The organism is Marinobacter lacisalsi, assembly GCF_042651045.1.
Lineage (GTDB): Bacteria > Pseudomonadota > Gammaproteobacteria > Pseudomonadales > Oleiphilaceae > Marinobacter > Marinobacter lacisalsi.
Genome location: NZ_JBHSDI010000054.1, coordinates 1 through 25,941, shown reverse-complemented (window position 1 = coordinate 25,941; position 25,941 = coordinate 1). Strand labels below are relative to the sequence as shown.

At 60.1% G+C, this 25,941-nt stretch carries 22 protein-coding genes and 1 pseudogene; 13 read left to right on the top strand and 10 right to left on the bottom strand.

The features are described from left to right. Nucleotides 1-40: 40 nt before the first annotated feature. The 3 genes from ACFOZ5_RS14840 to ACFOZ5_RS14830 form a co-directional block, all read right to left on the bottom strand. The gene (locus ACFOZ5_RS14840) at nt 41-1,693 is read right to left on the bottom strand and encodes a FecR domain-containing protein (RefSeq protein ID WP_379888678.1); all 1,653 of its coding nucleotides are present in this window, start codon (nt 1,691-1,693) and stop codon (nt 41-43) included. A 34-nt stretch (nt 1,694-1,727) separates the two neighbouring features. Continuing rightward, nucleotides 1,728-2,444, bottom strand: coding sequence for a response regulator transcription factor (locus ACFOZ5_RS14835; RefSeq protein ID WP_379888676.1), 717 nt, complete (start codon nt 2,442-2,444; stop codon nt 1,728-1,730). A gap of 202 nt (nt 2,445-2,646) precedes the next feature. Further along, nucleotides 2,647-4,839 carry a DNA topoisomerase III gene (locus ACFOZ5_RS14830; RefSeq protein WP_379888674.1) on the bottom strand — a complete coding sequence of 731 codons (2,193 nt, stop codon included), beginning with the start codon at nt 4,837-4,839 and terminating at the stop codon, nt 2,647-2,649. A 175-nt stretch (nt 4,840-5,014) separates the two neighbouring features. Between ACFOZ5_RS14830 and ACFOZ5_RS14825 the strand changes: the two genes are divergently transcribed. Next, nucleotides 5,015-5,341 carry a BolA family protein gene (locus ACFOZ5_RS14825; RefSeq protein ID WP_379888711.1) on the top strand — a complete coding sequence of 109 codons (327 nt, stop codon included), beginning with the start codon at nt 5,015-5,017 and terminating at the stop codon, nt 5,339-5,341. Continuing rightward, a complete protein-coding gene (locus ACFOZ5_RS14820) occupies nt 5,338-5,961 on the top strand; it encodes an L-threonylcarbamoyladenylate synthase (protein WP_379888672.1) in 624 nt (207 codons plus the stop codon). Before ACFOZ5_RS14825 ends, ACFOZ5_RS14820 begins: the two co-directional genes overlap by 4 nt. Nucleotides 5,962-5,972: 11 nt before the next feature. On the opposite strand, the gene ACFOZ5_RS14815 is transcribed toward ACFOZ5_RS14820, so the two are convergent. Next, entirely contained in the window at nt 5,973-6,611 is a 639-nt protein-coding gene (locus ACFOZ5_RS14815; RefSeq protein WP_379888670.1) for a hypothetical protein, read from the bottom strand. A 166-nt stretch (nt 6,612-6,777) separates the two neighbouring features. Between ACFOZ5_RS14815 and ACFOZ5_RS14810 the strand changes: the two genes are divergently transcribed. From ACFOZ5_RS14810 to ACFOZ5_RS14800, 3 genes are read left to right on the top strand one after another with little or no spacing between them, the layout of a single operon-like run. Further along, nucleotides 6,778-7,545, top strand: a complete 768-nt coding sequence (locus ACFOZ5_RS14810; protein WP_379888668.1) for an SDR family NAD(P)-dependent oxidoreductase — start codon at nt 6,778-6,780, stop codon at nt 7,543-7,545. Nucleotides 7,546-7,595: 50 nt separating this feature from the next. Further along, a complete protein-coding gene (locus ACFOZ5_RS14805) occupies nt 7,596-9,290 on the top strand; it encodes a long-chain-fatty-acid--CoA ligase (protein ID WP_379888666.1) in 1,695 nt (564 codons plus the stop codon). Further along, entirely contained in the window at nt 9,290-10,297 is a 1,008-nt protein-coding gene (locus ACFOZ5_RS14800) for an XdhC family protein (protein ID WP_379888664.1), read from the top strand. The genes ACFOZ5_RS14805 and ACFOZ5_RS14800 overlap by 1 nt, the downstream gene beginning before the upstream one ends. Here the strand turns inward: ACFOZ5_RS14800 and ACFOZ5_RS14795 are convergent. The 5 genes from ACFOZ5_RS14795 to ACFOZ5_RS14775 all read right to left on the bottom strand — a co-directional run bounded on the left by ACFOZ5_RS14795 (nt 10,281) and on the right by ACFOZ5_RS14775 (nt 16,146). Next, the gene (locus tag ACFOZ5_RS14795; RefSeq protein ID WP_379888662.1) at nt 10,281-10,922 is read right to left on the bottom strand and encodes a nucleotidyltransferase family protein; all 642 of its coding nucleotides are present in this window, start codon (nt 10,920-10,922) and stop codon (nt 10,281-10,283) included. The two genes, ACFOZ5_RS14800 and ACFOZ5_RS14795, sit on opposite strands and share 17 nt — an antisense overlap. 10 nt (nt 10,923-10,932) lie before the next feature. Then, nucleotides 10,933-13,248 carry a xanthine dehydrogenase family protein molybdopterin-binding subunit gene (locus tag ACFOZ5_RS14790; RefSeq protein ID WP_379888660.1) on the bottom strand — a complete coding sequence of 772 codons (2,316 nt, stop codon included), beginning with the start codon at nt 13,246-13,248 and terminating at the stop codon, nt 10,933-10,935. After that, nucleotides 13,241-13,747 (bottom strand): (2Fe-2S)-binding protein, encoded by a 507-nt coding sequence (locus tag ACFOZ5_RS14785; RefSeq protein ID WP_379888658.1) that lies wholly within the window; start codon nt 13,745-13,747, stop codon nt 13,241-13,243. The genes ACFOZ5_RS14790 and ACFOZ5_RS14785 overlap by 8 nt, the downstream gene beginning before the upstream one ends. Before the next feature lie 38 nt (nt 13,748-13,785). Then, complete coding sequence (locus tag ACFOZ5_RS14780; RefSeq protein WP_379888656.1) at nt 13,786-15,072, bottom strand: cytochrome c; 1,287 nt, start codon at nt 15,070-15,072, stop codon at nt 13,786-13,788. Between the two features lie 252 nt (nt 15,073-15,324). Next, on the bottom strand, nt 15,325-16,146 hold the full coding sequence (locus ACFOZ5_RS14775) for a M90 family metallopeptidase (protein WP_379888654.1): 822 nt from the start codon (nt 16,144-16,146) through the stop codon (nt 15,325-15,327). Nucleotides 16,147-16,242: 96 nt separating this feature from the next. Between ACFOZ5_RS14775 and ACFOZ5_RS14770 the strand changes: the two genes are divergently transcribed. The 3 genes from ACFOZ5_RS14770 (at nt 16,243) to ACFOZ5_RS14760 (ending at nt 19,123) form a co-directional block, all read left to right on the top strand. Next, nucleotides 16,243-16,797, top strand: a complete 555-nt coding sequence (locus tag ACFOZ5_RS14770) for a DJ-1 family glyoxalase III (protein ID WP_379888652.1) — start codon at nt 16,243-16,245, stop codon at nt 16,795-16,797. Nucleotides 16,798-16,851: 54 nt separating this feature from the next. After that, complete coding sequence (locus tag ACFOZ5_RS14765; protein WP_379888650.1) at nt 16,852-17,607, top strand: c-type cytochrome; 756 nt, start codon at nt 16,852-16,854, stop codon at nt 17,605-17,607. Nucleotides 17,608-17,743: 136 nt separating this feature from the next. Then, a complete protein-coding gene (locus ACFOZ5_RS14760) occupies nt 17,744-19,123 on the top strand; it encodes an NAD-dependent succinate-semialdehyde dehydrogenase (RefSeq protein WP_379888648.1) in 1,380 nt (459 codons plus the stop codon). 86 nt (nt 19,124-19,209) lie between these two features. On the opposite strand, the gene ACFOZ5_RS14755 is transcribed toward ACFOZ5_RS14760, so the two are convergent. Then, entirely contained in the window at nt 19,210-20,202 is a 993-nt protein-coding gene (locus ACFOZ5_RS14755) for an aldo/keto reductase (protein WP_379888646.1), read from the bottom strand. A gap of 299 nt (nt 20,203-20,501) precedes the next feature. Here ACFOZ5_RS14755 and ACFOZ5_RS14750 point away from each other — a divergent pair, with 299 nt between their 5' ends. From ACFOZ5_RS14750 to ACFOZ5_RS14730, 5 genes and pseudogenes are all read left to right on the top strand, one after another. Further along, nucleotides 20,502-22,118: a methyl-accepting chemotaxis protein gene (locus tag ACFOZ5_RS14750; protein WP_379888644.1), complete on the top strand. Its 1,617-nt coding sequence runs from the start codon at nt 20,502-20,504 to the stop codon at nt 22,116-22,118. Nucleotides 22,119-22,513: 395 nt separating this feature from the next. After that, entirely contained in the window at nt 22,514-23,410 is an 897-nt protein-coding gene (locus ACFOZ5_RS14745; RefSeq protein WP_379888642.1) for a cation transporter, read from the top strand. A 7-nt stretch (nt 23,411-23,417) separates the two neighbouring features. Next, nucleotides 23,418-23,564, top strand: a pseudogene (locus ACFOZ5_RS14740) (DUF3703 domain-containing protein); the annotation flags it as partial. A gap of 105 nt (nt 23,565-23,669) precedes the next feature. Then, a complete protein-coding gene (locus ACFOZ5_RS14735; protein ID WP_379888640.1) occupies nt 23,670-24,590 on the top strand; it encodes a cation diffusion facilitator family transporter in 921 nt (306 codons plus the stop codon). 190 nt (nt 24,591-24,780) lie between these two features. Beyond that, nucleotides 24,781-25,395, top strand: coding sequence for a hypothetical protein (locus tag ACFOZ5_RS14730; protein WP_379888638.1), 615 nt, complete (start codon nt 24,781-24,783; stop codon nt 25,393-25,395). Nucleotides 25,396-25,941 lie beyond the last annotated feature (546 nt).

The window sequence follows — 25,941 nt, the reverse complement described above, 5'->3', positions numbered from 1 at the left end:
CCTGCCGTGGAGGCGCCTGGGTAACGTGCTGACAGTACCATTATTCTACATATAATTCTCTACCCGGGCCCCACCGACCCACTATAGGACCTTCGGATATGGCACGCAGGCGAACGAAGTACCGTCTGCCGGGTATCAGGCGCAGCGCTGCCGTGGTGTCGTCCACTGTGGCTTCCTTGATGACATCCTCGAATGACGGATCTTCCGACAGCTGCAGCAGATAACCGGATGCATCCCGGTTGCGTTCCCAGAAAATCCGGACCTGTCGATCAATGTAGTTGGCGCTGATCACGCTGACTGGCGCCAGGGTGCCATTAATGGTCAATGTCCGGGTCTTGCTCGTGGCGACGGAGTTGCCGCCGGCTTCCGTGACCACCCGCCAGTGATATTCGCCCGGCTTCAGGGGCTTGTTGGGAATCCCGGATTCCTGAGAGCGCCAGTCACTGCTGGCAACAACATCAGTAAAGCTGCTGTCTTTGGCGATTTCCACCCGGGCTCTCTCACTTTCACCCTGGTAACGCCAGCTGAAGCTTGGGCGATCACTGTCCAGTGTGGCGCCGGGAGCCGGTTCCAGCAACTCCGCGGCGCGGGCGGCAAGATCCACCTGGAAAGTAACATCCGCGGGCATGCCACTGATGCCCTCGTTCGACAGTGAGGCAACCTGCGCCCGGTAATCGCCATTGGCGAGTCCGCCAAGGGCAAAACTTGTGTTGCTGGTCTGTTCACTGCGCACCGGCTGCCCGGTTTTCTGGTCCAGTATATCCACCTGGTACTGGCGGGCGCCGTTGGCCTGCCAGCTCAGCTGCGCAGGCATGCTTTTGATGGTATCCGGGATGGGGTTCGTTTTCGGCGCTGGCGGGAGCCGGAGGATTTTCATTTTGCCTGAGCCGCCGGCGCGAACAGAGGCGCCATAGCCACTGGGAATCTCGCGGATATTGCCGGGGGTGCCAAAGGCAACCCGGCCCTCGGTCACCTGCAGATGGCTGCCATCACGGTCAGCCTGCAGGGAAAAGGTGGTGCCACGAACGGCGGCAACGGCCGATGGGGTTTCGATTTCGAAACGGGCCCCTTCCTCAATCATGGGGTTGATGCGGTTGCTGACTCCACCACGCTCCAGGCGCATACGGGTGTCGGTCATGCCGGCGCGACCATATCGGGTCAGGCGGTTGAACACCACGGAGCTGCCGGGGTTGATCCGGATTGTGGAGCCGTCGGCCAGTTCCACAGTCGCCATGCCGTTGTGGGTGATAATGGTATCGCCGGCCTGGATCCGCTGGCCTTCCGTCAGGGGGCGAATGGCGCCATTACCTGCGGAGCGGACCCGGGCGTGGCCACTGATACCCCGAACCAGGGCGGGCTCGGGCTGTTGTCTGAGCCAGGCGACGGGAATGTGGATCTGATCACCTGCGCGGAGGCTCGATGGTGAGTCGAGACGGTTGTAGCTTGCCAGCCGGCCAGCTGATGTCGATGCCTTCAGCAGTTCGCGGGCAATCTGATCAAAGCTTTCGCCGGTCTTCAGCGTATAGGTCCAGTCGGAAGGATCGCCAATGGAGCCGGCGGGGCCGACGGTTGCCGCTGACCCGGAACCCTGCGCCACTGTCAGCTCAGCCCGCAACGGCATGGACAGCAAGGCTATCAGCCACATCAGGGCGACAGCCGTACATGCCGGGGACAACGGGCGTTGGAAGTTCATGAAGTCAGTCGGTCGCAAGTAACGGCCTCGAACATCAGGCAGAAGTGGGTTCCTCACCAACGGTGGCGTCGGTCATGGCTTCAAGCCGGTAGCCCCGCTGATAGATGGTTTTGATCCGGAAGCCGTTGTCCGGATTCAGCCCGAGGCGACGCCTTAAGCGGCTCATATGGGTGTCTACGGTACGGGTGTTGATATCCCGGGTCATTCCCCACACGCGCTCAAGCAGCATTTCACGGGTGAGTAGCCGGCCCTGGTTCTGGAACAGGAACAGGGTCAGGTCGAAATCCTTGTCGGTCAGGGTCAGCAGTTCGCCGTGCAGGGTGATGGTGCGACGGCTGGTGTTGACCACGAAGGGCCCGTAGAACAGCTCTTCTTTTTCCGTGTCCGGGTTGGAGCGACGGGCCAGGGCGTTGATCCGGGCGTTCAGCTCTGCCGGGCGTGCCGGCTTGGCCAGGTAGTCGTCGGCGCCGGCATCCAGGGCCTGCACGATATCCTGCTCGCTGTCCCGCTGGGTCAGGAACACCACGGGTACCGGCCAGTTCAATTGAGCCCGCACCTCGCGAAGCACATCCAGCCCGGTCATGTCGGGGATTTGCCAGTCCAGTATCATCAGGTCATAGCTGCGGTGAAGCACGGCACTCAGGAACGACTGCCCCGTGGGAAAGCTGTCACAGGGGTGCCCCTGATCCGCCAGAATCTGCTGCACATGCTGAGCCTGTTCGTGTTCGTCTTCCAGCAGGGCAATGCGCATGGACTGTCTCCTGAAGTAGTGGTTCTCACCGCCGCAAACTTACCGTTGGCGTCCGTCATTAAAACGGCTGTTTCACACTCATTATTGTGTCAAATATTTAATGTCGCGTCAGTGTCATTATGTAGCATTACGTAAGGTGGGCGGGCCAGCTCACGTCCGCCAGTGATCATTCGGGCCACTGAAAATCGTAGCAGACGGAACGTTATCGTACCGGCGGGCGCTGAAGTGCCGCCGGAGCGCCCTGGTTGTCATTAACTGTTTGTCGGCAGGAAGGGAAATTACTGCAGCCCCAGAACCACCCCCGGTGGCTTTTGCGGCGCACCAGCGGCGCATAACAGGCAGGGCAGGGCCAGGGTCGCTGGCTGGTGCCGTCCTCGGGGGCGGTATCGTCAATGGGGCGGGTGCCATTGCAGTCCGGAAACCGGGTGCAGGCGTGGAACTGGCCGTACTTGCCCTTGCGTATCCGCATCGGGGCACGGCATTTGGGGCAATGGATAGCCTCGGAGTCGGTTACCGCATCCGAAGGTTGGCGCCGTGACGGCGCGCCTGCCGTGGCGGTCGGCTGGCGGATAAAGCCGGTGATTTGCCCCTTGAGTTTCTCCAGAAACTGGCGTGGGTCGCCCTCGCCGGCGCGTATCTGCTCCAGGGTGGCTTCCCAGCGGGCGGTCATGTCTGGCTGGCTGATGGCCTCGGGTAGTGCGTGGATGAGGGTGCGGCCTTTCCCGGCCGCGCGGATATGACGGCCTTCCCGGTACAGGTACTCCCGGCGGAACAGGGTTTCCATGATGGCGGCGCGGGTGGCCTCGGTGCCCAGGCCGTCGGTTTCCCGCAGGGTCTTGCGCAATTCCGGGTCGCTGACAAAGCGGGCGATATTGGTCATCGCTGCCAGTAGGGTGGCGTCGGTGAAGTGCTGGGGCGGCTGGGTCATGCGCTCCTTTACCGAGGCGTCGGTGCAGGTGACGTCGTCTTCTGGCGCCAGCCGCGGCAGTGGTTTCTTTGGTGGGCCGTCCGACGACGACTTGCGTTGCTTCGGTTCCAGGGTCTTCCAGCCGGCCTCCAGCAACGCGGTTTCCGTGGCCCGGAAGGCGTGGCCGGTGATGGTCAGGTCCAGGCGGCCTTCCCGGTGGATGGCGTCCGGCATGAACTGCATCAGGTAGTAACGGGCCACCAGGTTGTAGATACGCTGCTCCGCCTCGCTCAAAGGACCTGACGGTCTTGCCCTGAGGGTCGGAATAATGGCGTGGTGGGCGTCCACTTTGGCATCGTTCCAGGCCGCGGTGCGGCGGTTCAGGTCCACCTTTTCAGCTGCTTCTGCCAGGGTGTCATCCACCCGGCCGATGGCGCGGGTTACGCCTTCCACCTGACCGAGGTGCCCTTCCGGCAGGTAGCGGCTGTCGGACCTCGGGTAGGTGATTAGCTGGTGTTTCTCGTACAGGTTCTGGGCCGTATCGAGTACGTCCTTGGCCCCCATGCCGAATGCCTTGCCCGCCTCGATCTGAAGAGCGGACAGGGATAGCGGTAACGGTGGTGTTTCGCGACGGTCGCGGAAGCGGGCCGCAGTGATTCGCCCGGGGCGGCCCTTGACGGCACTGGCGATGTCATCGGCAATCTCCCGACTGAGCAGCCGGTCCTCCTCGTCCAGTTGGTCGCGAACGGACTCCGATGGCAGCCACCTGGCCTCGAACGCCTGGCTGCCATCATCATCGGCGGGTTGGGCGGTAATGGCGATGCGATACCAGGGTTTGGGCTCAAAGTTGGCAATGGTGTCGTCCCGGTGAACCACCAGGCCGAGCACCGGCGTTTGCACCCGGCCCACGGAATACACCCCGTCCGCGCCCTGCTGCCGGTAGCTCAGGGTGTAGTAACGGGTCAGGTTGATACCGTATAGCCAGTCAGCCCGCTGGCGGGCCAGGGCAGAATGGGACAGGCGCCGGAAGTCCCGGTTATCACGGGGTGAGGCCAGGGCCCGGCGCACAGCCTCCGGGTTGAGGTCATTGATCAGCACCCGTTGAACCGGGCACTGGGCGCCGAAGTAGCGTATGACCTCATCCACCAGCAGCTGGCCTTCCCGGTCCGGGTCGCCGGCGTGGTAGATCACCTCCGCCTGACGAATCAGGCTTTCCAGCACGCCCAGCTGCTTTGCCACGCTGTCCCGGGGCATCAGGCGCCAGCGTTCGGGGAATACGGGGAGGTCATCCATGCGCCAGGATTTCCAGCGCGGGTCGTAACTGGCCGGTTCCGCCGGCTCCAGCAGATGGCCGATGCACCAGCTGACGGTGACGCTCTGATCCCTTTCACCACAACGCAGCCAACCCGGCCCCTTCTGGACGGGGCCGGGCAGAGCCTCGGCAATGGCGCGGCCCAGGCTGGGTTTTTCGGCGATATACAATTGCATGATGGCGCGGAGTGTCCGGCTGCTCTGGGGAGAGGCAAGATGGCGCCTCGGCATCCCCCTGTCAAGATGATGCGCAGGGTGTAGACTAGGGTAATCGCCAGCTGACCCGTTGATTCTGATCGCTTGCGGGGCAGCCTGACAGGAAAGATTTCACATCATAAGAGACATCATGGGTATGCGGATACAGCAGTCTATTGAACAGAAACTGGGCGAACGTTTTGAAGGCGGCCACCTGACCGTTGAGAACGAGAGCCATATGCACAGTGTGCCACCGAACTCCGAAACACACTTCAAGGTGACACTGATTTCGGACCAGTTTGCCGGGCAGTCCAAAGTCCGCCGGCACCAGGCCATCTATCAGGCGCTGGCCGAAGAGATGCAGAACGGGGTTCATGCCCTGGCGTTGCACCTCTTTACACCCCAGGAGTGGGAGCAGGCCGGAGGCCAGGTGCCCGCGTCACCCAACTGCATGGGCGGATCAAAACGGGAGCAGGCATCGTGAGCCAGTTTTTCCAGATTCATCCGGAAACACCCCAGAAGCGGCTGATCAAGCAGGCTGTGGACATCCTCCGCAAAGGCGGCGTGATCGTTTACCCCACGGATTCCGGCTATGCCATTGGCTGCCATCTGGGCGACAAGCAGGCAGCGGACCGAATCAAGCGGATCCGCAGGCTGGACGACAAACACAACTTCACCCTGGTCTGCCGTGACCTGTCCGATGTGGGGGTTTACGCCAAGGTGGACAATACCCAATACCGCCTGCTGAAGACCTTCACCCCCGGACCGTACACGTTCATCCTGGATGCCACCAGTGAAGTGCCCCGCAGGCTGTTGCACCCGAAGCGGCGTACCATCGGTTTACGGGTTCCGGATAACGCCATTGTTCAGGCGCTGCTGGGTGAACTGGGCGAGCCCATCATGAGCAGCACCCTGATTCTGCCCGGGGAAGAAGACCCCATGACCGACCCCTACGACGTGCGGGATTCACTGGAACACGAGCTGGACCTGATCATCGACGGCGGCTTCTGCGGCATGGAGCCCACCACCGTGGTGAACATGACGGGCGAGGTACCGGAAGTTACCCGCGTGGGTAAGGGCGATCCGGCACCGTTTCAGGTGTAAGGGCAACGGCATCAGGTCCGGGCATTGAGCCGGAAGGCGTAATCCCGGGCGGACGACCCCGTGTCGGTGGTAAAGGTGCGGCGAATGCTGTCGTACCGGTGGACCAGATCCTGCAGGCCGTTGAACTGCTGGTTGTCGCTGACCAGGGTATCCAGCACCGTGTTGCTGGTGCCGTAGGCCTGGTTCAGTTTCAGGGCCGAGTCCACGAATTTCAGCGTTGGTTCATTGACGCTCAGGCGCTGTAGGGCGTCGCGGAACTCCCGGCTGTTGTTCAGATCCTGCTCGATGCGTTGTCGGGGCTGCTCCGGCATCCGGCCCTGAACTTCCACGTCCCCACTGGCAGAGCGTGATGCAGCAATCTGGGTGGTGGGCTGCATGCCGTACTCGGCAAGCTTGTGCCGCAGGGTTTCCTGCACAAAGGCAAGGTCCTGCCCGACCTGTTGCCGGTACTCGGTGACCGACAGCCGGCCGGTCTTGCTCTGTGGCTTGCTGCCGGACAGGGTAAACGTATCGTCATTGCCCTGGCGTTCGTCCGCAGGCTGGGCATTTGCGGCCTTGCCAGCGGCGCTGGTCTGCGGGTCTGCCGCCTTGCGGGCAGTTGCCTGCTGGAGCTGGCTACCGGCCTTGATCAGTGATGTCAGCAGAGACATGATGGCTTCCCTCCGGCAATAACCGGCCAGACAATGTTGTTTCAGAAGGGACTAAGCAGGATTCGGGCCAGTTGTAATCAGCAATAGGGGGTGGCATTTTTCTGATTAGCATGCTTTCCTCTATCCGATTCCAATAAAAACAACCCCATAAGAAGGTCTCCCCACCATGTCCCTATTTGATCTTGGCGGAAACGTAAGCCTGATAACCGGCGCCGGACGAGGTATTGGTCGTAGCATTGCCCTGGGTCTGGCGGAAGCGGGCAGCGACCTGGTGCTATGCAGTCGCAGTCGTGATGAACTCGAAGCAGTGGCAACCGAAGCCCGCGGCCGGGGTGTCAGGGCTTTGGTGGTCACCTGTGACGTAACCGACCCGGAACAGATCGCTGCCGCCGTGGCCTCCGCTATCCGCGAGTTCGGCCATATTGACGTGCTGATCAACAACGCCGGGCTGGCGATCAAGAAGCCTGCCGAAGACCTGCCCCTGGAAGACTGGCAGACCATCATCAACGTCAACCTGACCGGTGTATTCCTGATGGCCCAGGCGGTGGGGCGGCATATGCTGGAGCGTGGCAGCGGCAGTATCGTGAATATTTCCTCCATCGCCGGGAAAACCGGGCTTACCGGATCCTCCGCCTATTGCGCGAGCAAGGGCGGCGTGGACATGCTGACCAGGACGCTGGCGGTGGAATGGGCCGACCGCGGTGTACGGGTCAATGCGCTGGCACCGGCCTATACTGAAACGCCGTTGGTCAAATCCATTACCGATGTGCGGGCGGATTTTGCCGACCGGGTGGTGGCCCGCACCCCGATGAAGCGTATGGCCGCCCCTGACGAAATGGTCGGTACGGCGATTTACCTGGCATCCAGGGCCTCGTCCTATGTGACCGGCGAGACCGTCATGGTCGATGGAGGCTGGACGGCCTTCGGCGCCTGAATGTCCCTGGAATCCATAAACAATAAAGATAATGCAGTAGAGGAGTATCCATGAGCCAATCCGTTGTTGCCCCTGATTCCCCCTGGTTTTCCAGCTATCCGGACGAGATCCCTCATCAACCGGAACTGACCGGCCTGTCGGTGCACCAGATGCTGAAAAGCGCAGCCAGCCAATGGCCTGACCGGGCCGCGGTCAATTTCATGGGCCGTGAGCTGTCCTATCCGGAGCTGGATCAACTGGTGTCCCGGGCAGCGGCCGGCTTCCAGCAGCTCGGTGTCGGGCCCGGCATTCATGTCGGCCTGTACCTGCCGAATTCCCCCCATGGCATCATCGCTTTTCTGGGCGTTCTCAGGGCGGGTGGTGTTGTGGTGAACTATTCGCCCCTCGATGCCGAGCGCATCCTGGAGCACAAGATCGGCGACAGTGAGACCGACATCATGGTCACGCTGGACCTAAAAGCGTTGCTGCCAAACATGACCGGGTTCCTGGGCAGTTCGCGCCTGCAGAAGCTGGTAGTGGGCTCGGTGGACGAGTTCGCCTTGCAGCCCGATGCGGTGCGCAGCCAGCTTGATCAGTCAGGCGCGCTGGCGGCAGTGCCCGATGACGAAAAGATTATGAGTTTTGCCGACCTGCTGGATAATAACGGAGACTACCAGCGCCATCCGGAGGCAGACGACCTGGACCGGCTGGCTGTGCTGCAGTACACCGGCGGCACCACCGGCGCACCCAAGGGGGCGATGCTGACCCACGGCAATATCGCAGGCGCCGCCGACCAGCTTGGCACCGCCCTGAAAACCACCGTGTCCGCCGGCGAGGAAAAGGTACTGGCGGTGCTGCCGCCGTTCCATATCTATTCCATCGTGGTCAATATGCTGTTTGGCCTGCGCAACGGTGCGACCCTGTACCTGCACCTCAAGTTTGATCCCGAGCAGGCCCTGGAAACCATCCAGCGGGAGAAGATCACGGTGTTCCCGGCGGTGCCCACCATGCTGTCCGCGCTGCTGGCTTTCCCGAAGCTGGGTGATTACCAGCTGGATTCCCTGAAACTGTGCAATTCTGGTGGCGCGCCTTTGCCTGTGGAGCTACAGGAGCGCTTCCAGGGTGCCGCCCACTGCTCCGTCAAAGAAGGCTGGGGCATGACCGAAACCGCTGCCCTGGGCACCTTCAGCCCGGAAGGCATGGTTTCCCCGGACGGGGCCTGCGGGCTGCCGGTGCCGGGAGTGGATCTGAAGATCATTGACCTGGACGGCAGCGACCGGGAAATGCCACAGGGTGAGCGGGGCGAACTCTGTATCGCTGGCCCCAATGTGATGAAAGGCTACTGGAAACGGGACGACGCCACCGCCGAATCCATGACCGCCAATGGCTATTTCCGCACCGGCGACGTGGCCTGGATCGACGAGAAGGGCTTTGTCTACATTGTCGATCGCACCAAGGATATGATCATCTGCAGCGGTTACAACGTGTACCCGCGCAACATCGAGGAAGCCATCTACGAACATCCGGCGGTAGCGGAGGTGTCGGTCATCGGTGTACCGGATGATTACCGTGGCCAGAGCCCGAGGGCCTACATCACCCTGCGGGACGGTCAGCCGGAACCCACGCTGGATGAGATGAAGGCCTTTCTCAAACCACGACTGGGCAAGCATGAGATGATCCACAGTATGGAAATTCGTGATGAACTGCCGAAGACACAGGTGGGCAAACTCTCAAAGAAAGAACTCTACGCCGAGGTACGCGGTTGATGGCTGAGCCAGCCGCCAATGGCGCGACCACACGGCTGCGCACCTTTGACTGCCTGGTGGAAGACTTTCTGGCCTTCAGGCAGCAGGGGCAGGCGGTGGCACTGGTGACACTGGTGGGCTCGGACGGTGGTTCGCCGCGCCCGCCAGGCAGCCAGATGGTGGTCGCGGCCGATGGCCACTATGCCGGGCACCTGACCGGTGGCTGTGCGGAAAACGTGATTGTGGACGAAGCCCGGGCGGCGTTGTCGGAAGGGCGCAATCGGACCCTGCGACTGGGAGCAGGGTCCGACTATCTGGACATCCAGTTGCCCTGCGGTGCCTCGGTGGAACTGTTCATCGACGTGACCGTGGACGATGAAGTAATGCAAGCCATCCACAAGGCGCTCACTGAACGCCAGGTGGTTGCCCTGGACACCCGGGCAGAGGGCCCGCATCAGGCTGTTGTTGATCCTGTCAGTGCCGGTCCGGCCAGCGGTTTTCGCCGTTGGTACTACCCGCAACGCCGGCTGGTCGTCTATGGCAAGGGCCCGAACGCCTATACGCTGGCGCGCCTCGCGCAGGAAAGTGACTTCACGGTATCGCTCCATTCTCCGGATCAGGCCACGCTGGCCGCCTGTGAGGGTCACCTGGAAACCGGCTTGCTGACATCGCCCAGGTCGGTCAGGGTGCCTCCACTGGACCGGCACACGGCGGCGGTGCTGATGTTCCATGAACACGACTGGGAGCCGGCGTTGCTGAAGCAGTTATTGCACACCGACTGCTTCTACCTGGGGGCGCTGGGCAGTCGCCGCACCCACCAGCAACGTTGTGAGCAGTTGCTGGCGGAAGGCTATAGCCGGGCGCCGGAGCGGATTCACGGGCCGGTGGGGCTGGATATCGGCGCGGGCAACCCGGTGGAAATCGCCCTGTCTATACTGGCGGAGATGATCCAGGCCTACCGCAGGGGTGAGGAAAACAGGCCACTGCTGGCGTTGGCCGAAACGACAACGATTACATCGATCGCCTGAGGTTCGCCAGGTCCTCCGGCGTATCGACATCTGCGGCCACTCCGTCAATAGCCAGGCGATGGGCACCGGCAGCCTTGAGTATCTGACCCGCTCCCCGATCTCCTTCCAACGTCATCAATGCTGGCCATAGCCAGCGTGGCAGATAGGCGGGCACGCCCGGACGACCGTGGTAGTCGGCTGCAAACGGCAGTTCCGGTTCCTGCCTGGCAGCGTCCCGAAGCCGGCAGAGGCTCTCACTGTCGATCAGTGGCTGGTCCACCAGCACCACGAACACCCCCCGAGCCCGGGGGGGCAGGGTGTGGATGCCCAGTTTCAGGGAGGCGGACATGCCTTGTCGCCACTGGGGCGTGAACAGCCATGAGGTAGGATGACGTTGGGCCCGCAGTGGCAGTAACGGCCCCCGGCAACCGGTAATCACCCGCACATCCGGACTGAGCTGACGGGCCTGGCCAATGGCGTGATCCAGCAACAGCTGGCCACGCCATTGGGCCAGGGCCTTGGCGCCGCCGAAACGACGGGAGGCACCGGCGGCCAGCACCAGTGCCGGGGCGGTATCCGTGGCGCGAAACGCTCCCGCGCAGGAGCGCTGCGTTCGCCACCCGGTGCCAGGCTCTCCCAACACCATCAAAAGGCCGTCAGGCCTGCAGGGCCTTGCGTACGGCTTCCGGAGTGATGGGGATTTCCCTCAGCCGGACGCCCACCGCCGCGTAAATCGCATTGGCGATGGCTGGGCCGGTGACGGTGGTCGCCGGTTCCCCCAGGCCTACGGCGGTTTCGGTACTGTCGATAAACTCGATCTCCAGCTCCGGCACATCGCCCATCCGCATGGGAGTGTAGGTATTGAGGTTGCGGGCCACGGGTTCACCATTCTCGAACCGTGTGCCTTCATGGAGGGCCATGCTGGCGCCCCACAATGCGGCCCCTTCCACCTGGGCGCGGGCGCCATCCGGATGCACCACGGTGCCGGCATCGGTCACCAGGGTGAGCTTCTCGAGCTTGACGCGCCCGGTCTCCCGGTTCACGTTCACCCTGGCCACACAGGCGGTCCAGGTGGGCATGTTGCGTTCCTGGCCGTAGGTTGTCGCCACCCCAAGGCCGGTGCCTTCCGGCATCTCCTGACCCCACTCCGAGATTTCCCGCACACGACGCAGCACATTGGCCTGCCGTGAGGCACCGCCTACGGAATTGGGGGCTTCGCCGGCATTCTTGCCTTCCGCCTTCAGCAGGGCCAGCCGGAAATCCATCGGGTCCTGGCCGGCCTCATAGGCGGCTTCATCCATAAAGGATTCCAGCGCAAAGTTGATCCAGCCGGAGCCCACGGAACGCAGCCATCCCGGGCGAAAGGTGGCATTGGCCAGGTCATTGGAGATGGGGCGAACCCGGTGGGGCCCGACGGAATACCAGTGGGCCGCCCCCTGGGCGGAGAACGGGTCGAACGGCTCGTCGTTGGCGCCCTTGGGCATGAAGAAAGGGGCCATCACCTGGGTGGGCCAGCCGGCGGCCGCATGGTGCTCCATGCCAACCGGGTTGCCGTTATCATCAAAAGCCATGCGCAGGCGTTGATAGGAGGGTGATCGGGGCGAATCAAAGCGGCAGTCGTCGTCGCGGGTCAGTACCAGCTTTACCGGTTTGCCCAGTTGCTGTGAGGCCAGGGCGGCCGGTACCGCGTAGTCGCCATTGAGCCGGCGGCCGAAGCCACCGCCCAGCATGTAGGTGCGCATGACCACCTTGTCTTCCTTCACCCCCAATGCCTTGGCGAGCACCGGAATAATCAGCGACTGCCACTGGTTGCCGGTATGGATTTCCCAGGTGCCGTCCTTCTCGTAGGCCAGGGCATTCACCGGCTCCATCTGGAAGTGCAGTACCGTGTGGGTGATATAGTCCTGCTGGAAGACGTCAGAGGCCTCATTGAAAGCTTCGTCAACGCCGTCATCGGCGAACATGAGCGAACCCTTGTCCGGGTTATCGATCAGTTCCACAGCGTGGTCCAGGATGTCCTGTTCACTGACGTCAGCGGTGTCGCCCGCGCTCCAGTCCACCTTCACTTTCGCGGCAGCCTTGTTGGCGGCATGGAAGGAATCGGCGATCACCACGGCCCAGCCGGGGGCCGTATCGGTGGGGTCTTCCAGCACAATGGTCTGCTGGTAACCCTTGATGGACTTGGCCTCGCTGTCGTCCACGCTGTTCACGGTGGAGCCGTAGCGGGTGGGGGGCAGCAGAGGGCGCCCATACACCATGCCTTCCAGCTTGGCGTCCAGCCCGTACTGGCTGGTGCCATCTGTCTTGTCCGGGATGTCCAGTGCCCGGGATTCACGCCCGATCAGCCGCCGCTGGGATGCCGGTTTGATGGGCATCTGTTTGAGCTCGTCCTCGGTGTAAGTGCGGCTGAGGTCGCCACGGCTGACGATATCGCCATAGCTTATGGACTGGTCCCCGGCGGTTACCTGGCTGTTGCGGGCCTGGCACTGGTCCGGGCTGACGCCCATCAGGCGGGCACCTTCCTCGATCAGGGCCTGGCGGCCGGCGGCGCCGGCCTGGCTGAGGGGGGTGAAGTTCTGCCATACGGACCAGCTGCCGCCGGTCACCATAAAGCCCCACTTGGGGTCACTGTCCACATGGTGCAGCTCGACTTTGGACCAGTCGGCTTCCAGTTCGTCGGCCACGATGCGGGCGAGGGCGGTGCCCACGTGCTGGCCCATTTCCGCCTCGGCAATGTTCACTACAATCCGGCCATCCGGGAAGATGTGGTACCAGATCGTGGGGTCGAACGTCTCTGCCTCGACCACCTCTTCCGGCTGGGCAAAACTCAGCCCGGAACGGAAGAAGGCCAGGGTAAAGCCGGCACCGGCAGCGCCGATCAGGAAGCCCCGACGGCTGACCGGCAGAACGTTGTCAGACGCCCGGGTTTCTGTGCCCTCGGGGCGATTGAAATAGCGTTCGAATTTATTCATTGGTGGCCCCTCCTGCGACAGACGCATTGTCTGCGCCGGCTCCGTTCATTTCCCCGGCAGCCAGTTTGATGGCCTCGCGGATGCGCACATAGGCCATGCAGCGGCAAAGGTTACCCCCCATGACGGAATTGATCTGCTCATCGGTGGGGTCGGGAAAGTCCTTGAGCATCGCCGCGGCCTGCATGATCTGGCCGCTCTGGCAGTAGCCGCACTGGGGTGTCTGGGTCTGTACCCAGGCCTTCTGCAACGGGTGCTCGCCGTCCGGGTCCAGCCCTTCAATGGTGGTGATGCTGGCGTTGGCCACGGATTCCACCGGGGTGATGCAAGACCGGGTGGCGCGGCCGTTGACCAGTACCGTACAGGCTCCGCACATGCCGATGCCGCAGCCGTACTTGGTTCCGGTCAGGTCCAGGTCGTCCCGCAGGGCCCAAAGCAGGGGCGTGTCGCCTTCAATATCGACGGTAACGGCCTGGCCGTTAAGTTCGAATTCTGTTGCCATGGTGTTCGCTCCGTTCTGGTCTCTCTCGGCCACGGTTATTATTCCCGATGATCGCGGATGGTCTGTTCCAGGTTGTCCCAGGCCGGCTGATCGGTATGGGTCTCGCGCAGGAAGCCGAGCAGGCTCGCGATTTCCTGGTCGCTCAGGGCGCTGGCGAAACCGGGCATCATGATCTCCGGTATGCCTTCTTCCTGGGAGACCCCGTGCAGGGTGGCGCGAATCAGGTTAACCGGGTCCGGCGCGGTGACGGCGCTGTTCAGGCTCATCTCCGGCCGCATGGCGTTGGGGTTCGAGGGATCGTTGTAGTGGCATGATGCGCAGGCATAGGCAAAGATACGTTCGCCCTGACTCATGTCGGGATCGGGATCCACCTGTTTCCGCGCATTCTCGATCGCCGCGGTGGCCTGGCTGCTGGCCTGGTTACCGTCGCTGGCACCTGCCAGATCACTGAGCCATACCGACAGGCCACGAATATCGCCTTCCGGGGCCTTGCCAAGCCCCGTATGTACGACGTCCGCCATGGAGCCTATGGCAACGCCATGGAATGGCGAGCCGCCGCTACGGAGGTAGGCATAGGCGTCCTCGGTGGTCCAGTCCACGGGGGACAGGTTACTGTCGTTCAGCGCCGGCGCGTACCAGCCGTTGATGACCGTGCCTTCCCAGGCCTGGCTCTTGTCTTCAGCACCGAACTGATTGCGGGGTGAGTGGCAGGCGCTGCAGTGGCCCAGTCCTTCGGCCAGGTAGGCGCCACGGTTCCATTCCTCACCCATGTTCTCGTCGGCCTGGTAACGGCCCTCATCAAAGAACAGCAGTTTCCAGCCTGCCTGCAGCATGCGGATATTGAACGGGAACTGCAGGGTGTTTTCCGGGGCTTCCGCCTGAACTGGCTCCCGGGTCATAACGTAGGCGTAGAGGTCTGCCACATCCTCATCGGACATTTTGGTGAAGTGGGTGTAGGGGAACGCCGGGAACAGGTGCGCCCCGGACCGGTCCACCCCTTCACGCATGGCCCGGGTAAAGGCTTCCTGTGACCACTGGCCAATACCCGTTTCCGGGTCCGGGCTAATGTTGGTGCTATAGATAGTGCCGAATGGCGTCGGCATGGCCAGGCCGCCGGCGTAGGGCTGTTCCGGATCAGTGGTATGGCAGGTCTGGCAGTTACCGAGGCCGGCGATAACTTCGCCGCGGTCAATCTGCTCCTGGCTGAACTGGTCGTCTGCTGGCGGGTCCACGGGATCCATGGAGGATTCCCAGGCTATTATCAGAAACACTGCCAGAACCAGTACGGCCAGGCCGATGATTCCCATCAGGATTTTTTTTATCACCGTTCTTCTCCTTGTTCGACCCATGACCGCCCGATGATGCGTGCGGGGTCCGTGGATGGATACGGGGTTTAGTAAAACAGCTTGATAAAACAGTTTGGTAAAACAGTGTAGTCCCGTTTTACAGATTTGCTTCCGATTGCTTGCTTATTAATTCATTTCGATGAATCCACGCCGGGACTCAAGTCAGGCGACAGACGAACGGTGCCACCCATGGGGTTGTTTGATACGGCGCGTTAATCCATCGGACTGCGCTCAGGCATAGTCTAGCGGATTGATACGATAGAAACCGCAAAGAGTTTCATACACTTGCGGCTGTTTTTCAAAAAGGTGGCCGGGTTGCTGGTAGAAGGTTTCTGTGAGCACCGCGAAGAACTCCGCCGGTTCGGTCGCGCCGTAGGGGTCGAGCCAACTGGTCTGGCGGTAGCTCAGTGACTGTTGCAGGTGAGCGTAGGCTTCACTCATGGTGCGTTGCCAGTGCTCCGCCTGGGCACCGGACAGGGGTGGTGCACCGTCGGCGCTGCCATCCAGATAGTCGAGCTGATGGGCAAATTCATGAAGTATCACATTGTGGTGGCTGTCAGGAGACAGTGCCCCTTTCTCGCAGTCGTCCCAGGACAGCACCACACGGCCGATCGATGAGGCTTCACCAGCCCGTACCTGGTGCGTCATGTCCACCACCATGCCCTGTTGAGTGGGTTCCAGAACCTGATAGGCTGACGGGTAGACTAGGATACTCCTGACTTCGTCGTAGTCGCCGTAGGGGCGCGCCAGGATCAGCAGGCAGGCATGGCCGGCAATGGTTAACCGGACCGTGTCGTCGATTTCGAACCCGTCGCAGCCGTAGAATTCCTTCTCGGAAAGGAACAGCTGAACCCGCTGCTCCAGATCCTTTCTGAGATGTCCGGGCAGCCGGTTGAACAGGGGCACCCTGTCCTTTAACAGTTCCCGCCAGGGCTCAGGGAAAGGTTGTTCCAGCTCCCTGCGGCGGCGCCAGTTGCGGTAAAAGAACAGGTAGAACACCGCCAGGGAGAACGCGGTAACGGCAAATAGGGCAAACAGAAGACCTGGTGACATGGTGCAATGGCGTCCCTGGAGGATTGGCGCAGCAAATTCACTGTTATAGTAAGGTTATCCTATCCCGTCAGGGACCTGATATGCCAAGGAGACATCATGAACAAGACCGCCCTCGTTCCTATCGCCGATGGCAGCGAAGATATCGAAGCTGTCACCATTATTGATGTTCTGCGTCGTGCCCAAGTGGAAGTCACGGTTGCCAGCGTGCACGAACACCTGGCCATCACTGCGTCCCGCCGAACGCACATTACCGCCGATGCGCTGCTGCAGGATTGCGTAGACCATGACTATGACCTGATTGCCCTGCCGGGCGGCATGCCCGGTGCCCGCAAACTGTCGGAATGCGCTCTGCTGATCGATCGGCTGCGCAAGCAACGGGATGCCGGGTTCTGGTACGCCGCCATCTGTGCCGCACCTGCGGTCGCATTGGCCCCCCATGGTCTGCTGGATGGCCTGGCGGCTACCGGCCATGAAGGCTTCCGTGACGATTTGCCGGATAAGTCAAGGGTGAGTGAACGAGTGGTGGTGGACCAGAACTGCATTACCAGCCAGGGCCCGGGGTCGGCCATCGAATTTGCGCTGGAGCTGGTGGCCCGGGTATGTGGGCAGGATGTGCGCAACCAGGTGGCTGCGCCTATGATGCTGCCCTGATTTTCGTCAGTCTGCGCGGGCGCTCCCCATAATAATCATCATCCGGAGAGATCAATGCGATTCCTGTATGGCGTGTTAACAACCCTGATTATTCTCAGCCTTGGCGGCGTCCTGTTTATCTATAGTGGGCTCTTTAATGTTGCCGCCAGTGAAGATCACTCCGCGCTGGAAACCTGGATGTTCCATACCGCCATGCATCGCTCCGTGAAGGCACGGGCCGGGGATGTCGAGGTACCTGATGATCTGGTTACCGAGGAGAGGGTGCGCCGGGGTGCCAGGGCCTATGATCAGCTCTGTGCCGCCTGCCACCTGAAACCGGGCCAGTCGGATTCGCTTATCCGGAAGGGGCTGAACCCGACACCTCCGACCCTCGACAAAGAAGGGCATTGGTCAGCGGGGGAACAGTTCTGGATCATCAAGCATGGCGTTAAAATGACTGGCATGCCCGCCTGGGGTGAAACCCACGAGGATGAGGCCCTCTGGGAGCTGACGGCTTTTCTGCAGCGTTATCCATCGCTGTCCGAACAGCAGTATGCCGCTCTGGTGCAGCCGGATGCCTCAGGGGCCGGCCCGGCCGACGACGGTCATGATCACGAGCATACCAATATGAGTGCAATGACGGGCTCAGAACCCGACCATGATGACGACGCTGCTGATCACCATTCAGGGGATGACGGGCATCACGACCAGGGTGGTGAAGAGGCCGGCATGAACGAAGATCAGGGCCAGACTGATGAAAAGGCGCAAGCCGCCGAAGCTGGTACCAGTCAGGATGAGGACGACCATTACTCCGACGGGCACACCCATTGATAGTAATCGGATTCGGGTAACCTATAACAAATCGTAACCCTGCTCTTCCCGGGTGGAAGCTGGTGCTACAGTCATTGGGTAGTCTCACATTCACGCTGGCACCGGGTGCCAGCCGTCCACTAGAGGAGACAGGGCAATGTCAGACACCTACCAGACCGTCAATCCTGCAACCGGAGAAACCCTGCAGACCTACACCCTGATGTCCCGTGAACAGGCGGAGGACATTATCGGTCAGACCCACCATGCCTTCCTGGAATGGCGAAAGGTCAGTCACAGCAAACGGGCAGAGGCACTGACCAGAGTGGCGGCCCTGATCCGTGAGCGCAAGGACCAGTACGCAGAGCTTATGACCCGTGAAATGGGTAAAACCCTGGCCCAGGGTAAGCAGGAATGCGATCTTTGTGCGGCCATCTGTGATTACACGGCGAACACCGGGCCCGATGCGCTGGCGGACGAACAGAGGGAGTTGCAGGGCGGCACAGCGCTGGTCACCTACCAGCCGATGGGTGTAATTTACGGTATCCAGCCCTGGAATTTCCCCCTCTACCAGGTCATCCGTTACAGCGCGGCCAACCTGATGGCAGGCAACACCGTGTTGCTCAAGCACGCCGCCAATGTGTGGGGCATGGCGCTGGAGGTAGAGAAACTCTACCGGGACGCAGGCTTACCGGAAAACGCCTTCCGCACACTGCTGATCGACCATGACGTGTCCGATGCCGTTATCGAACACAAACTGGTGCGGGGCGTCACCCTGACCGGCAGCCCCAACGCCGGTCGCACGGTGGCCCAGCGAGCCGCCAAGGTGCTCAAGAAAACCGTGCTGGAGCTGGGCAGTAACGACGCCTATCTCGTGCTGGCGGATGCCGATATCCCCAAGGCGGTCAAGTACTGTGTTCAGGGCCGGATCTACAACGGCGGTCAGACCTGCGTCGCGGCCAAGCGGTTCATTGTGGATGAATCCGTGTACGACGCCTTCCGCGATGCCTACGTGGCCGAGATGAAGAAAATCACCTTCGGTGATCCCACCGACGACAACACCGTTATGGGCCCCATGGCTCGCAAGGATCTGCGGGACGGGCTGCATGAACAGGTGCGGCAGTCCATCGAGAATGGCGCGACCTGCACACTGGGAGGTGAGATTCCGGAGGGGGAGGGGTACTTCTACCCGCCCACCGTGCTGGAAAATGTGGCCCCTGGCCAGCCGGCTTATGACGACGAGTTGTTCGGTCCGGTGGCCGCCCTGATCAAGGTCAGCGGCGAGGAAGAGGCGATGCGGGTTGCCAACGACTCGCCCTATGGCCTTGGTGGTGGCATATTCAGCAAGAACGATGAAAGGGCCCTGGAGCTGGCCCGTGACCTGTTCGATACCGGCATGGTGAACATCAACGGCTATAACCTCGCCCAGCCCAACCTGCCGTTCGGTGGCGTGAAGGACAGCGGCTATGGCCGGGAGCATGGCGGCTTTGGGATGCGGGAATTCGTCAACATCAAGTCGGTGATGATCAACCAGTCCTGAAGAGACTGGAGAGGTCGCTTTAAAAGAGCCGCTCACCCGGTTCCGGGGGGCGGCTCTTCGCAGATGCCAGTCCGGGTCGACGTCTGTCAGTCCTGGCGACTGGGCGGTGCCATGAATTCCGGGCCGACCGGGTCGTTGATGAATTCGGTCAGAATGTCGTCAATGGCCTCCATGTCGCGCTCTGACAGTGACCAGCCCTCGATGTCTGATATCGGTTTCAGCTGGTCCGGCCGGCGGGCACCCCACAGCGCCGTGGTCACCCCGGGCTGATCGATCAGCCAACGCAGTGCCAGTGCCAGCACGTTCTTGTCGAACTTGTCCCTGGCATACTGATCCAGCGCATCCACTGCGCCGAGGTACTGGTTAAAGCGATCGCCCTGGAACTTGGGGTCGTTATTGCGCAGGTCATCTCCTTCAAACCGGCTGTTCCGGCTCATTTTTCCGGAGAGCAGGCCCCGGCAGAGACCACCGTAGGTGATGGTGGCCAGATCCGTGTTTCGGCAGTAGGGCAGGATGCTGTCCTCAATGTCGCGCTCAAACAGGTTATAGGGTGGCTGCAGGCTGTGAAGCGGCGCGAACTTGCGGAACTCATCCATCTGCTCCGGTGTGAAGTTGCTGACTCCGATTGCCCGAATCTTGCCGTCCCTGAGCAGCTTCTCCATGGCCTTGGCGGTTTCTTCCATGGGCGTGGCAGGGTCTGGCCAATGGATCTGGTAGATATCAATGGTGTCTGTCTGGAGGCGGCGCAGGGAGTCTTCCACTTCCTGCTGGATGCGGTTTGCCCTTGCATCCCTGACAACATTTTCATCATCGTCCCAATTAAGGGCCACCTTGGTGGCCAGTGCAACCTTGTCTCGGCGACCGCCGGCCAGGGCCTTGCCGACGATTTCCTCGGAGCGCCCGAAACCATAGACCGGCGCCGTATCCACCAGCGCAATGCCCTGGTCGATGGCGGCGTGAATGGTGTCGATGGATTGAGCCTCATCGGTGCCGCCCCACATCCAGCCACCAATGGCCCAGGTGCCAAGGCCGACCGGGGTCACTTCGATATCCGTGTTACCAAAGGTGCGGGTTTTCATGATGCCTCCGTTATCCGGGAAGATTGGAAGTCCATGATGTCTGAACCTCTTGTCGATAACGATGGGTGTGCTGGAAAGGCAATTCAAGCAGGGCGTGTGACGGTCAGGTAACGCATTTTGGCAGGGAGAAGCGCTGCGGTGGTGCCTCTGTGACGAATGGATCACTCCTCTTCGGTATTTTCAGGCCTGCTGACTGATGGATCCCTGATCCAGATCATTTAAATATTGACGCATATCTATAAAGTTATCCGTCAGATAGCCGTCATACGATGTAGTCGCTTCCTGATCGCCGAGTCCCTATGAAAAAACACTATTCAATTCGTTTCCTGCTGCTTGTGGCGTTAGCCCTGGCCTTTTCCGTGATCCTGGTTTTTACGCTTGCCTACAGTGCCCATTCCCAGCGGGCCCATGTGGAAGAGTTCAGTCAGAAATATGTGGAGGGTCTGGCGAAGTCCTATTTTGACGGGCTGAACACCATGATGGTCACCGGCACCATCGGTAACCGTGAGGTGTTGCGGGACAAGGTGACAGCCCCGGAAGACGTGCTGGATGTCCGTGTCATCCGCAGTGATCAGCTCAACGCCATGTATGGTGCCGGCAACGCCGACGAGCAGCGCCGGCAACCTGAGGATCTGCGAGCCCTGGAGGGGGAGAAGGTCGAGCTGTATACCGAGAATGAACAGGGCCGGGTGTACACCATGATCGAGCCTGTGGTGGCCAGCGCTGATTACCAGGGGGTGAACTGTCTCGGATGTCACCAGGCCCAGGAAGGCGATGTGCTGGGAGCGATCCGGGTGGACTATTCCCTCGCCGAAAGTGACGCCCAGCTGCAGCGCCAACTGGTGATGAATGGTGGTATCCAGGTTCTCATTTTTGCCGTTATTTTCGTGCTGACAACGGTATTTCTCGGACGGCTGGTATTTTCCCGTCTTCGTCGCCTGCATGATCGTATGGATGAGATTTCCCGCAACTCCGACCTGTCCCTCGAACTGGACGTGACCCGGAACGACGAGATTGGTGCGGTGTCCCGGGCATTTAACCGGATGGTGAGCAAGATCCGGGAAAGCATGCATACGGTTATGGACAATGCCGCACAGGTCGAGTCGGCGGCCAGGACCATCGCCGCCAAGGCGGAAACCACCGATCGGGAGGTGCTGGCCCAGAAGGACAACACCGATCAGGTGGCCAGTGCCACCACGGAAATGGCTGCATCGGCGGTACAGGTCCGCGAGAATGCGGTTTCCACCACCCGCAAATCAGCGGATACCGCCCGGGCTGCCGACAACGGTGAAGGGCTGGCCCGGAACGCGGTTGAGGGCATCCGGTCCTTGAATGACGACGTGCAGGATGGTGCGCAGCGTATCGAGCAACTGGACCAGCGGACCACCGAAATGGCAGACCGGCTGGAGCTGATTTCCGAGATCGCTGATCAGACCAACCTGCTGGCACTGAACGCGGCCATCGAGGCCGCACGTGCCGGGGAGCAGGGCCGGGGCTTCTCGGTGGTGGCGGATGAGGTCCGGGCGCTGGCCTCCCGCACCCAGGATTCCACCGAGGAAATCCGCAAAACCATCGCCAGCCTCAAGAAAGACGTGGTGGACTGTGTGGGTACCATGCGGCACGCCTCGGAAATGGCAGAGCACCAGGTAGACGCTATCCTGAAAGTGGAGAAGGAGCTCCAGACCATCGCGAGTGACGTTCGGGAGATCACCGGCCTGAACGAACAGATGGAAAGCGCCGCTGACGAGCAGAGCCAGGTTTCTGATTCGATCAATCAGAACGTTATCGAAATCAGCCGCTCGGCGGAGCAGACCTCCAGCGATGCCCAGGATACGGCACGAATTGCCGGCGACCTGCTGACCATGGCGGAGACCTTGCGTAAGACGATTGAGCAGTTCCGGTTGTCGCGGAAGTAAGCAGGAGGGCCGACCGCCGGACTGAGATGTTCGGTGGTCTGGCACCTCCGCCATATACCTTCGTTTTTTCTGGCATGAGTCAGTGGTTAACAGTCTGAATGAAACATATCCCTGAGGCCTGCGCCGTTTTCGATGGGCGGGGTCACCATGAGCTAGCGCCAGGTTCCGTTGTATATCTCGATGGCCAGTATCCCCATGCCTACCTGAAGATTACGATACCTCCGCAGCGAACAAGAACCCTGCTGGGGGCTATAAAACCACGTCCCGTTACTTGAGTGGCCCGTTTGATATCGGCCAGGTTAGGAGTCTCGTCTTAAGCCGCTGGTTAACTATTGACCCTGTAGTAGATACAGGGTTTTAAATTGGGCCATCTTTCGAGAACCGGAGCCGCGACAATGAGCAACGCCTGTAACGGGCCGTGTGGAAGTGAAGAAACTGCCACAGAGAATCACACTCAGAAACCCGTCATCAACACACCTGGAGCCCAGCTTAGCACCTATAAAGTGCCAAAAATGGATTGTCCCTCGGAAGAGCGAATGATTCGAATGGCTCTCAATGGCTTTGACAGCATCCAGTCACTGTCATTCGACCTGTCGAATCGGGAGCTGGAAGTTATCCATCAAAGCAGTCCCGATCCTATTACCAGCAAACTGGAAACGCTCGGCCTGGGTGCGTCCCTGCAGACGACTGAAGACGCCAGTCCTGAATCCATCAGGGCAGCTGAAGCATCGAGCGCCCGGGAGCCCGAGGAAGCCGGCACTTTATGGATACTGCTGGCAATCAACGGCCTGATGTTTCTGGTCGAGATGACGATGGGCCTGATCGCCCAGTCCGCTGGCCTTGTTGCAGACTCGCTAGACATGCTTGCCGACGCCGCCGTCTACGGTCTCGCGCTTTACGCCGTTGGCCATGGCATCAAAATGCAGGTCAGAGCGGCACATGTTGCCGGCGTTCTCCAGCTTATCCTTGCCGTCGGTGTACTGGTTGAAGTTGGCAGACGTTTTCTGTTCGGCAGTGATCCCCAATCGTTGATGATGATGATCGTCGCCTCTATCGCTCTGGTTGCGAACATCAGTTGCCTTCTCCTGATCGCAAAACACCGTGAGGGCGGTGCTCACATGAAAGCCAGCTGGATATTTTCGGCCAACGACGTGGTCATCAATCTGGGGGTAATACTGGCGGGACTGCTCGTTGCCTGGACCGATTCCAACTATCCAGACCTGGTAATTGGCGGAATTGTTGGTGGCATCGTCTTGATGGGAGCCAAACGCATACTGGCACTGAAAGGCTGAACCCTTCCAGTCTACCCGATCCATTGCCGCCCTGATCTTTTCCCGAATTTGGGTTCCGGTCGGAAACACCGGTCGCGCAAACGTCAGCGCGTTTGCTCCCATGCCAGTGCCCGAGGATCTGGCAGAGGTGCTGAGTAAAGCGTGTGATCAGTAGGGGTTCTCACTGCGCACCGCGATTCAGTGGCAAACACTTGACCCTGAAGTTGCTACAGGGTCCATAACTACGCCAACGTCTTGTTGATCATTGATAGAGGCAAACATGCACGACCACAGTCACGGTCACGACCATAGCCATCATTTCGACACCCATAACCGCTCCTTTGCGATTGCAGTGTTGCTCAACATCCTGTTTGTCGTCATCGAAGCGGTGTACGGGGTTATATCCGGCTCGCTCGCACTGCTTGCCGATGCTGGCCACAACCTCAGCGATGTGATGGGGCTGACCATGGCGTGGGCAGCCAGCTGGCTGGCCAGCAAAGCGGCAACCTACGCCAAGACCTATGGCCTGAAGAAAACCACCATTCTGGCGGCCCTGTTTAATGCTCTGATTCTGATCGCCGCTGTTGGTGGTATTACCTGGGAAGCCATTCAGCGCCTGACAGATCCTGCCGACGTCGCCGGACTGACCGTGGTGATCGTGGCTGGCATTGGCGTATTGATCAATGGCGCAACCATGATGCTCTTTCTCAAAGGGCAGAAAGGTGACATCAATATCCGGGGCGCTTTTTTGCATATGGCCGCAGATACCGCAGTGTCGGTAGGCGTCGTGATCTCCGGTACGATACTGATGTTCACCAACCTGACCTGGATTGATCCGATCGTGAGTCTCGTTATTGCCGTTGTGATCTTTGTGGGCACCTGGCAGTTGCTGAAGGACTCCGTAAACCTGGCGGTAGATGCCGTTCCCAAGGGGATTGATCCTTCGGCTGTCCAGGAGCGCCTTGAAAGTCTGCCGGGAGTAAAATCGGCCCATCACCTCCACATCTGGGCTCTGAGCACCACTGAAAACGCGCTGACCGTTCATCTGGTGAAACCCGACCCTGAGGGTGATGACCAGGTGATCAGTGAGGCCGCTGCAATGCTGAACCAGCACTTTGGCATCCAGCACACGACCATCCAGTACGAGCGCGGCGACGAACAATGCCCGACTGCTGCCCACTGCGGGACGTACGCTCACTGATAAGGGATGTTAGCGTGACGCTGACAACAACTTTTCAAGCGCCCGCCGATCACGTCTGGCGCTTGCCACTCAGCACCGCCACGCGCTCCGTCTAATCCTGTGCCTTCCCTGAGTTGCGCCAGTAAGCATTGCCGCCGAGCAAAAGCTTACAATACTGTCCGGGATTAGTTGACCACTACAGTGGCACATTATGGGCTATCTATACGACACGGAATACGCGGCTAGGAATCTCATTGATCTTGCGATGGGAGAGGAGCGCCAGATAGATAAACTGTGGTCACGGCTCGAACAGGTAGATGCAAGGCTTAAGGCTTATCGATGGGATTTTCATACCAGCGACATGCATGAGGACTTTTCGGATCATTATGTCATGGCAGCATTTCATAGGATGGCCGAAACTAATCAAGAAGCAAATGCTGTGCGCTCTGAAATTGATTCGTTACATGCTTCAATTGAAGCCAAGCAGCAAGCTGTGCAGAGTATTTGCGGTGCGTTGCTCCAGGTAGCAAAGCAAGGAATATCCTTGGTCCACGGCTCGAAATTAGCTGCTCCAGTCGGCAGGGCGATTGGAGACAGCCATCTTCGTGACGTTATCTGGGCTGGCAGAAACCAAGCCATTCATTACGAAGACGGTGTGTTCAATGACTCGGTAACATCGATCTTTTCTCACCTTGAGGAGTCGTTCGGTACCGATTTCTCTCTGGGAGCTCACCCCAATTTGAGCCGCGCGGCTCAAATTGTAAAGCTGTTGGGCTGGACAGAATACAATCAGTACGAGTCAGATATGCGGTCGCTTGGGTTGTGACCTCCGGCTGGACGGTTGGAAGCAGCCGGTTCGTTGTTTACCTTGCGGATTGAGTGCGACTGAATTTCAATTCTGGGCGAATCCTTCCCCCAATCGATGAGTCTTAATCGCAATGCACTGGTTAGCATCCCATTACCACTCGGAGTTTGTCGCAACGCCTCAGCTGATTCGCTTTGAACACGCTGAGGGTCGGAATGGCCTAGAGCCGACCTTGCTCATAAAAGGGAGCACGCTTCTGCTGAAGTACATTGCGCAGGGAGTGGCCCTAAGCCTTCGTTTCGCGTGTATTGGAAATAGATTGTTCTATGCACTTATTGTCAGCGATGATGCCGAGGAGCCAGCAAACCTCTGGTCGGTCGTGGAGCGGGAAGAAGAAAGGGCGGCATTATCTGAGTTAGCTCAAGGCAAACCATGCCAAATCTTCCTATTCAATGAGTTAGTTGGGTAATCCCCCCATTTTTAGCGGGGTTCAAAAGTAGACCTCAGGCCATGATGGCCAACTTCTGTTGAGGAGTAATTCCCCCGAGTCCCATATTGGGTCGTTCG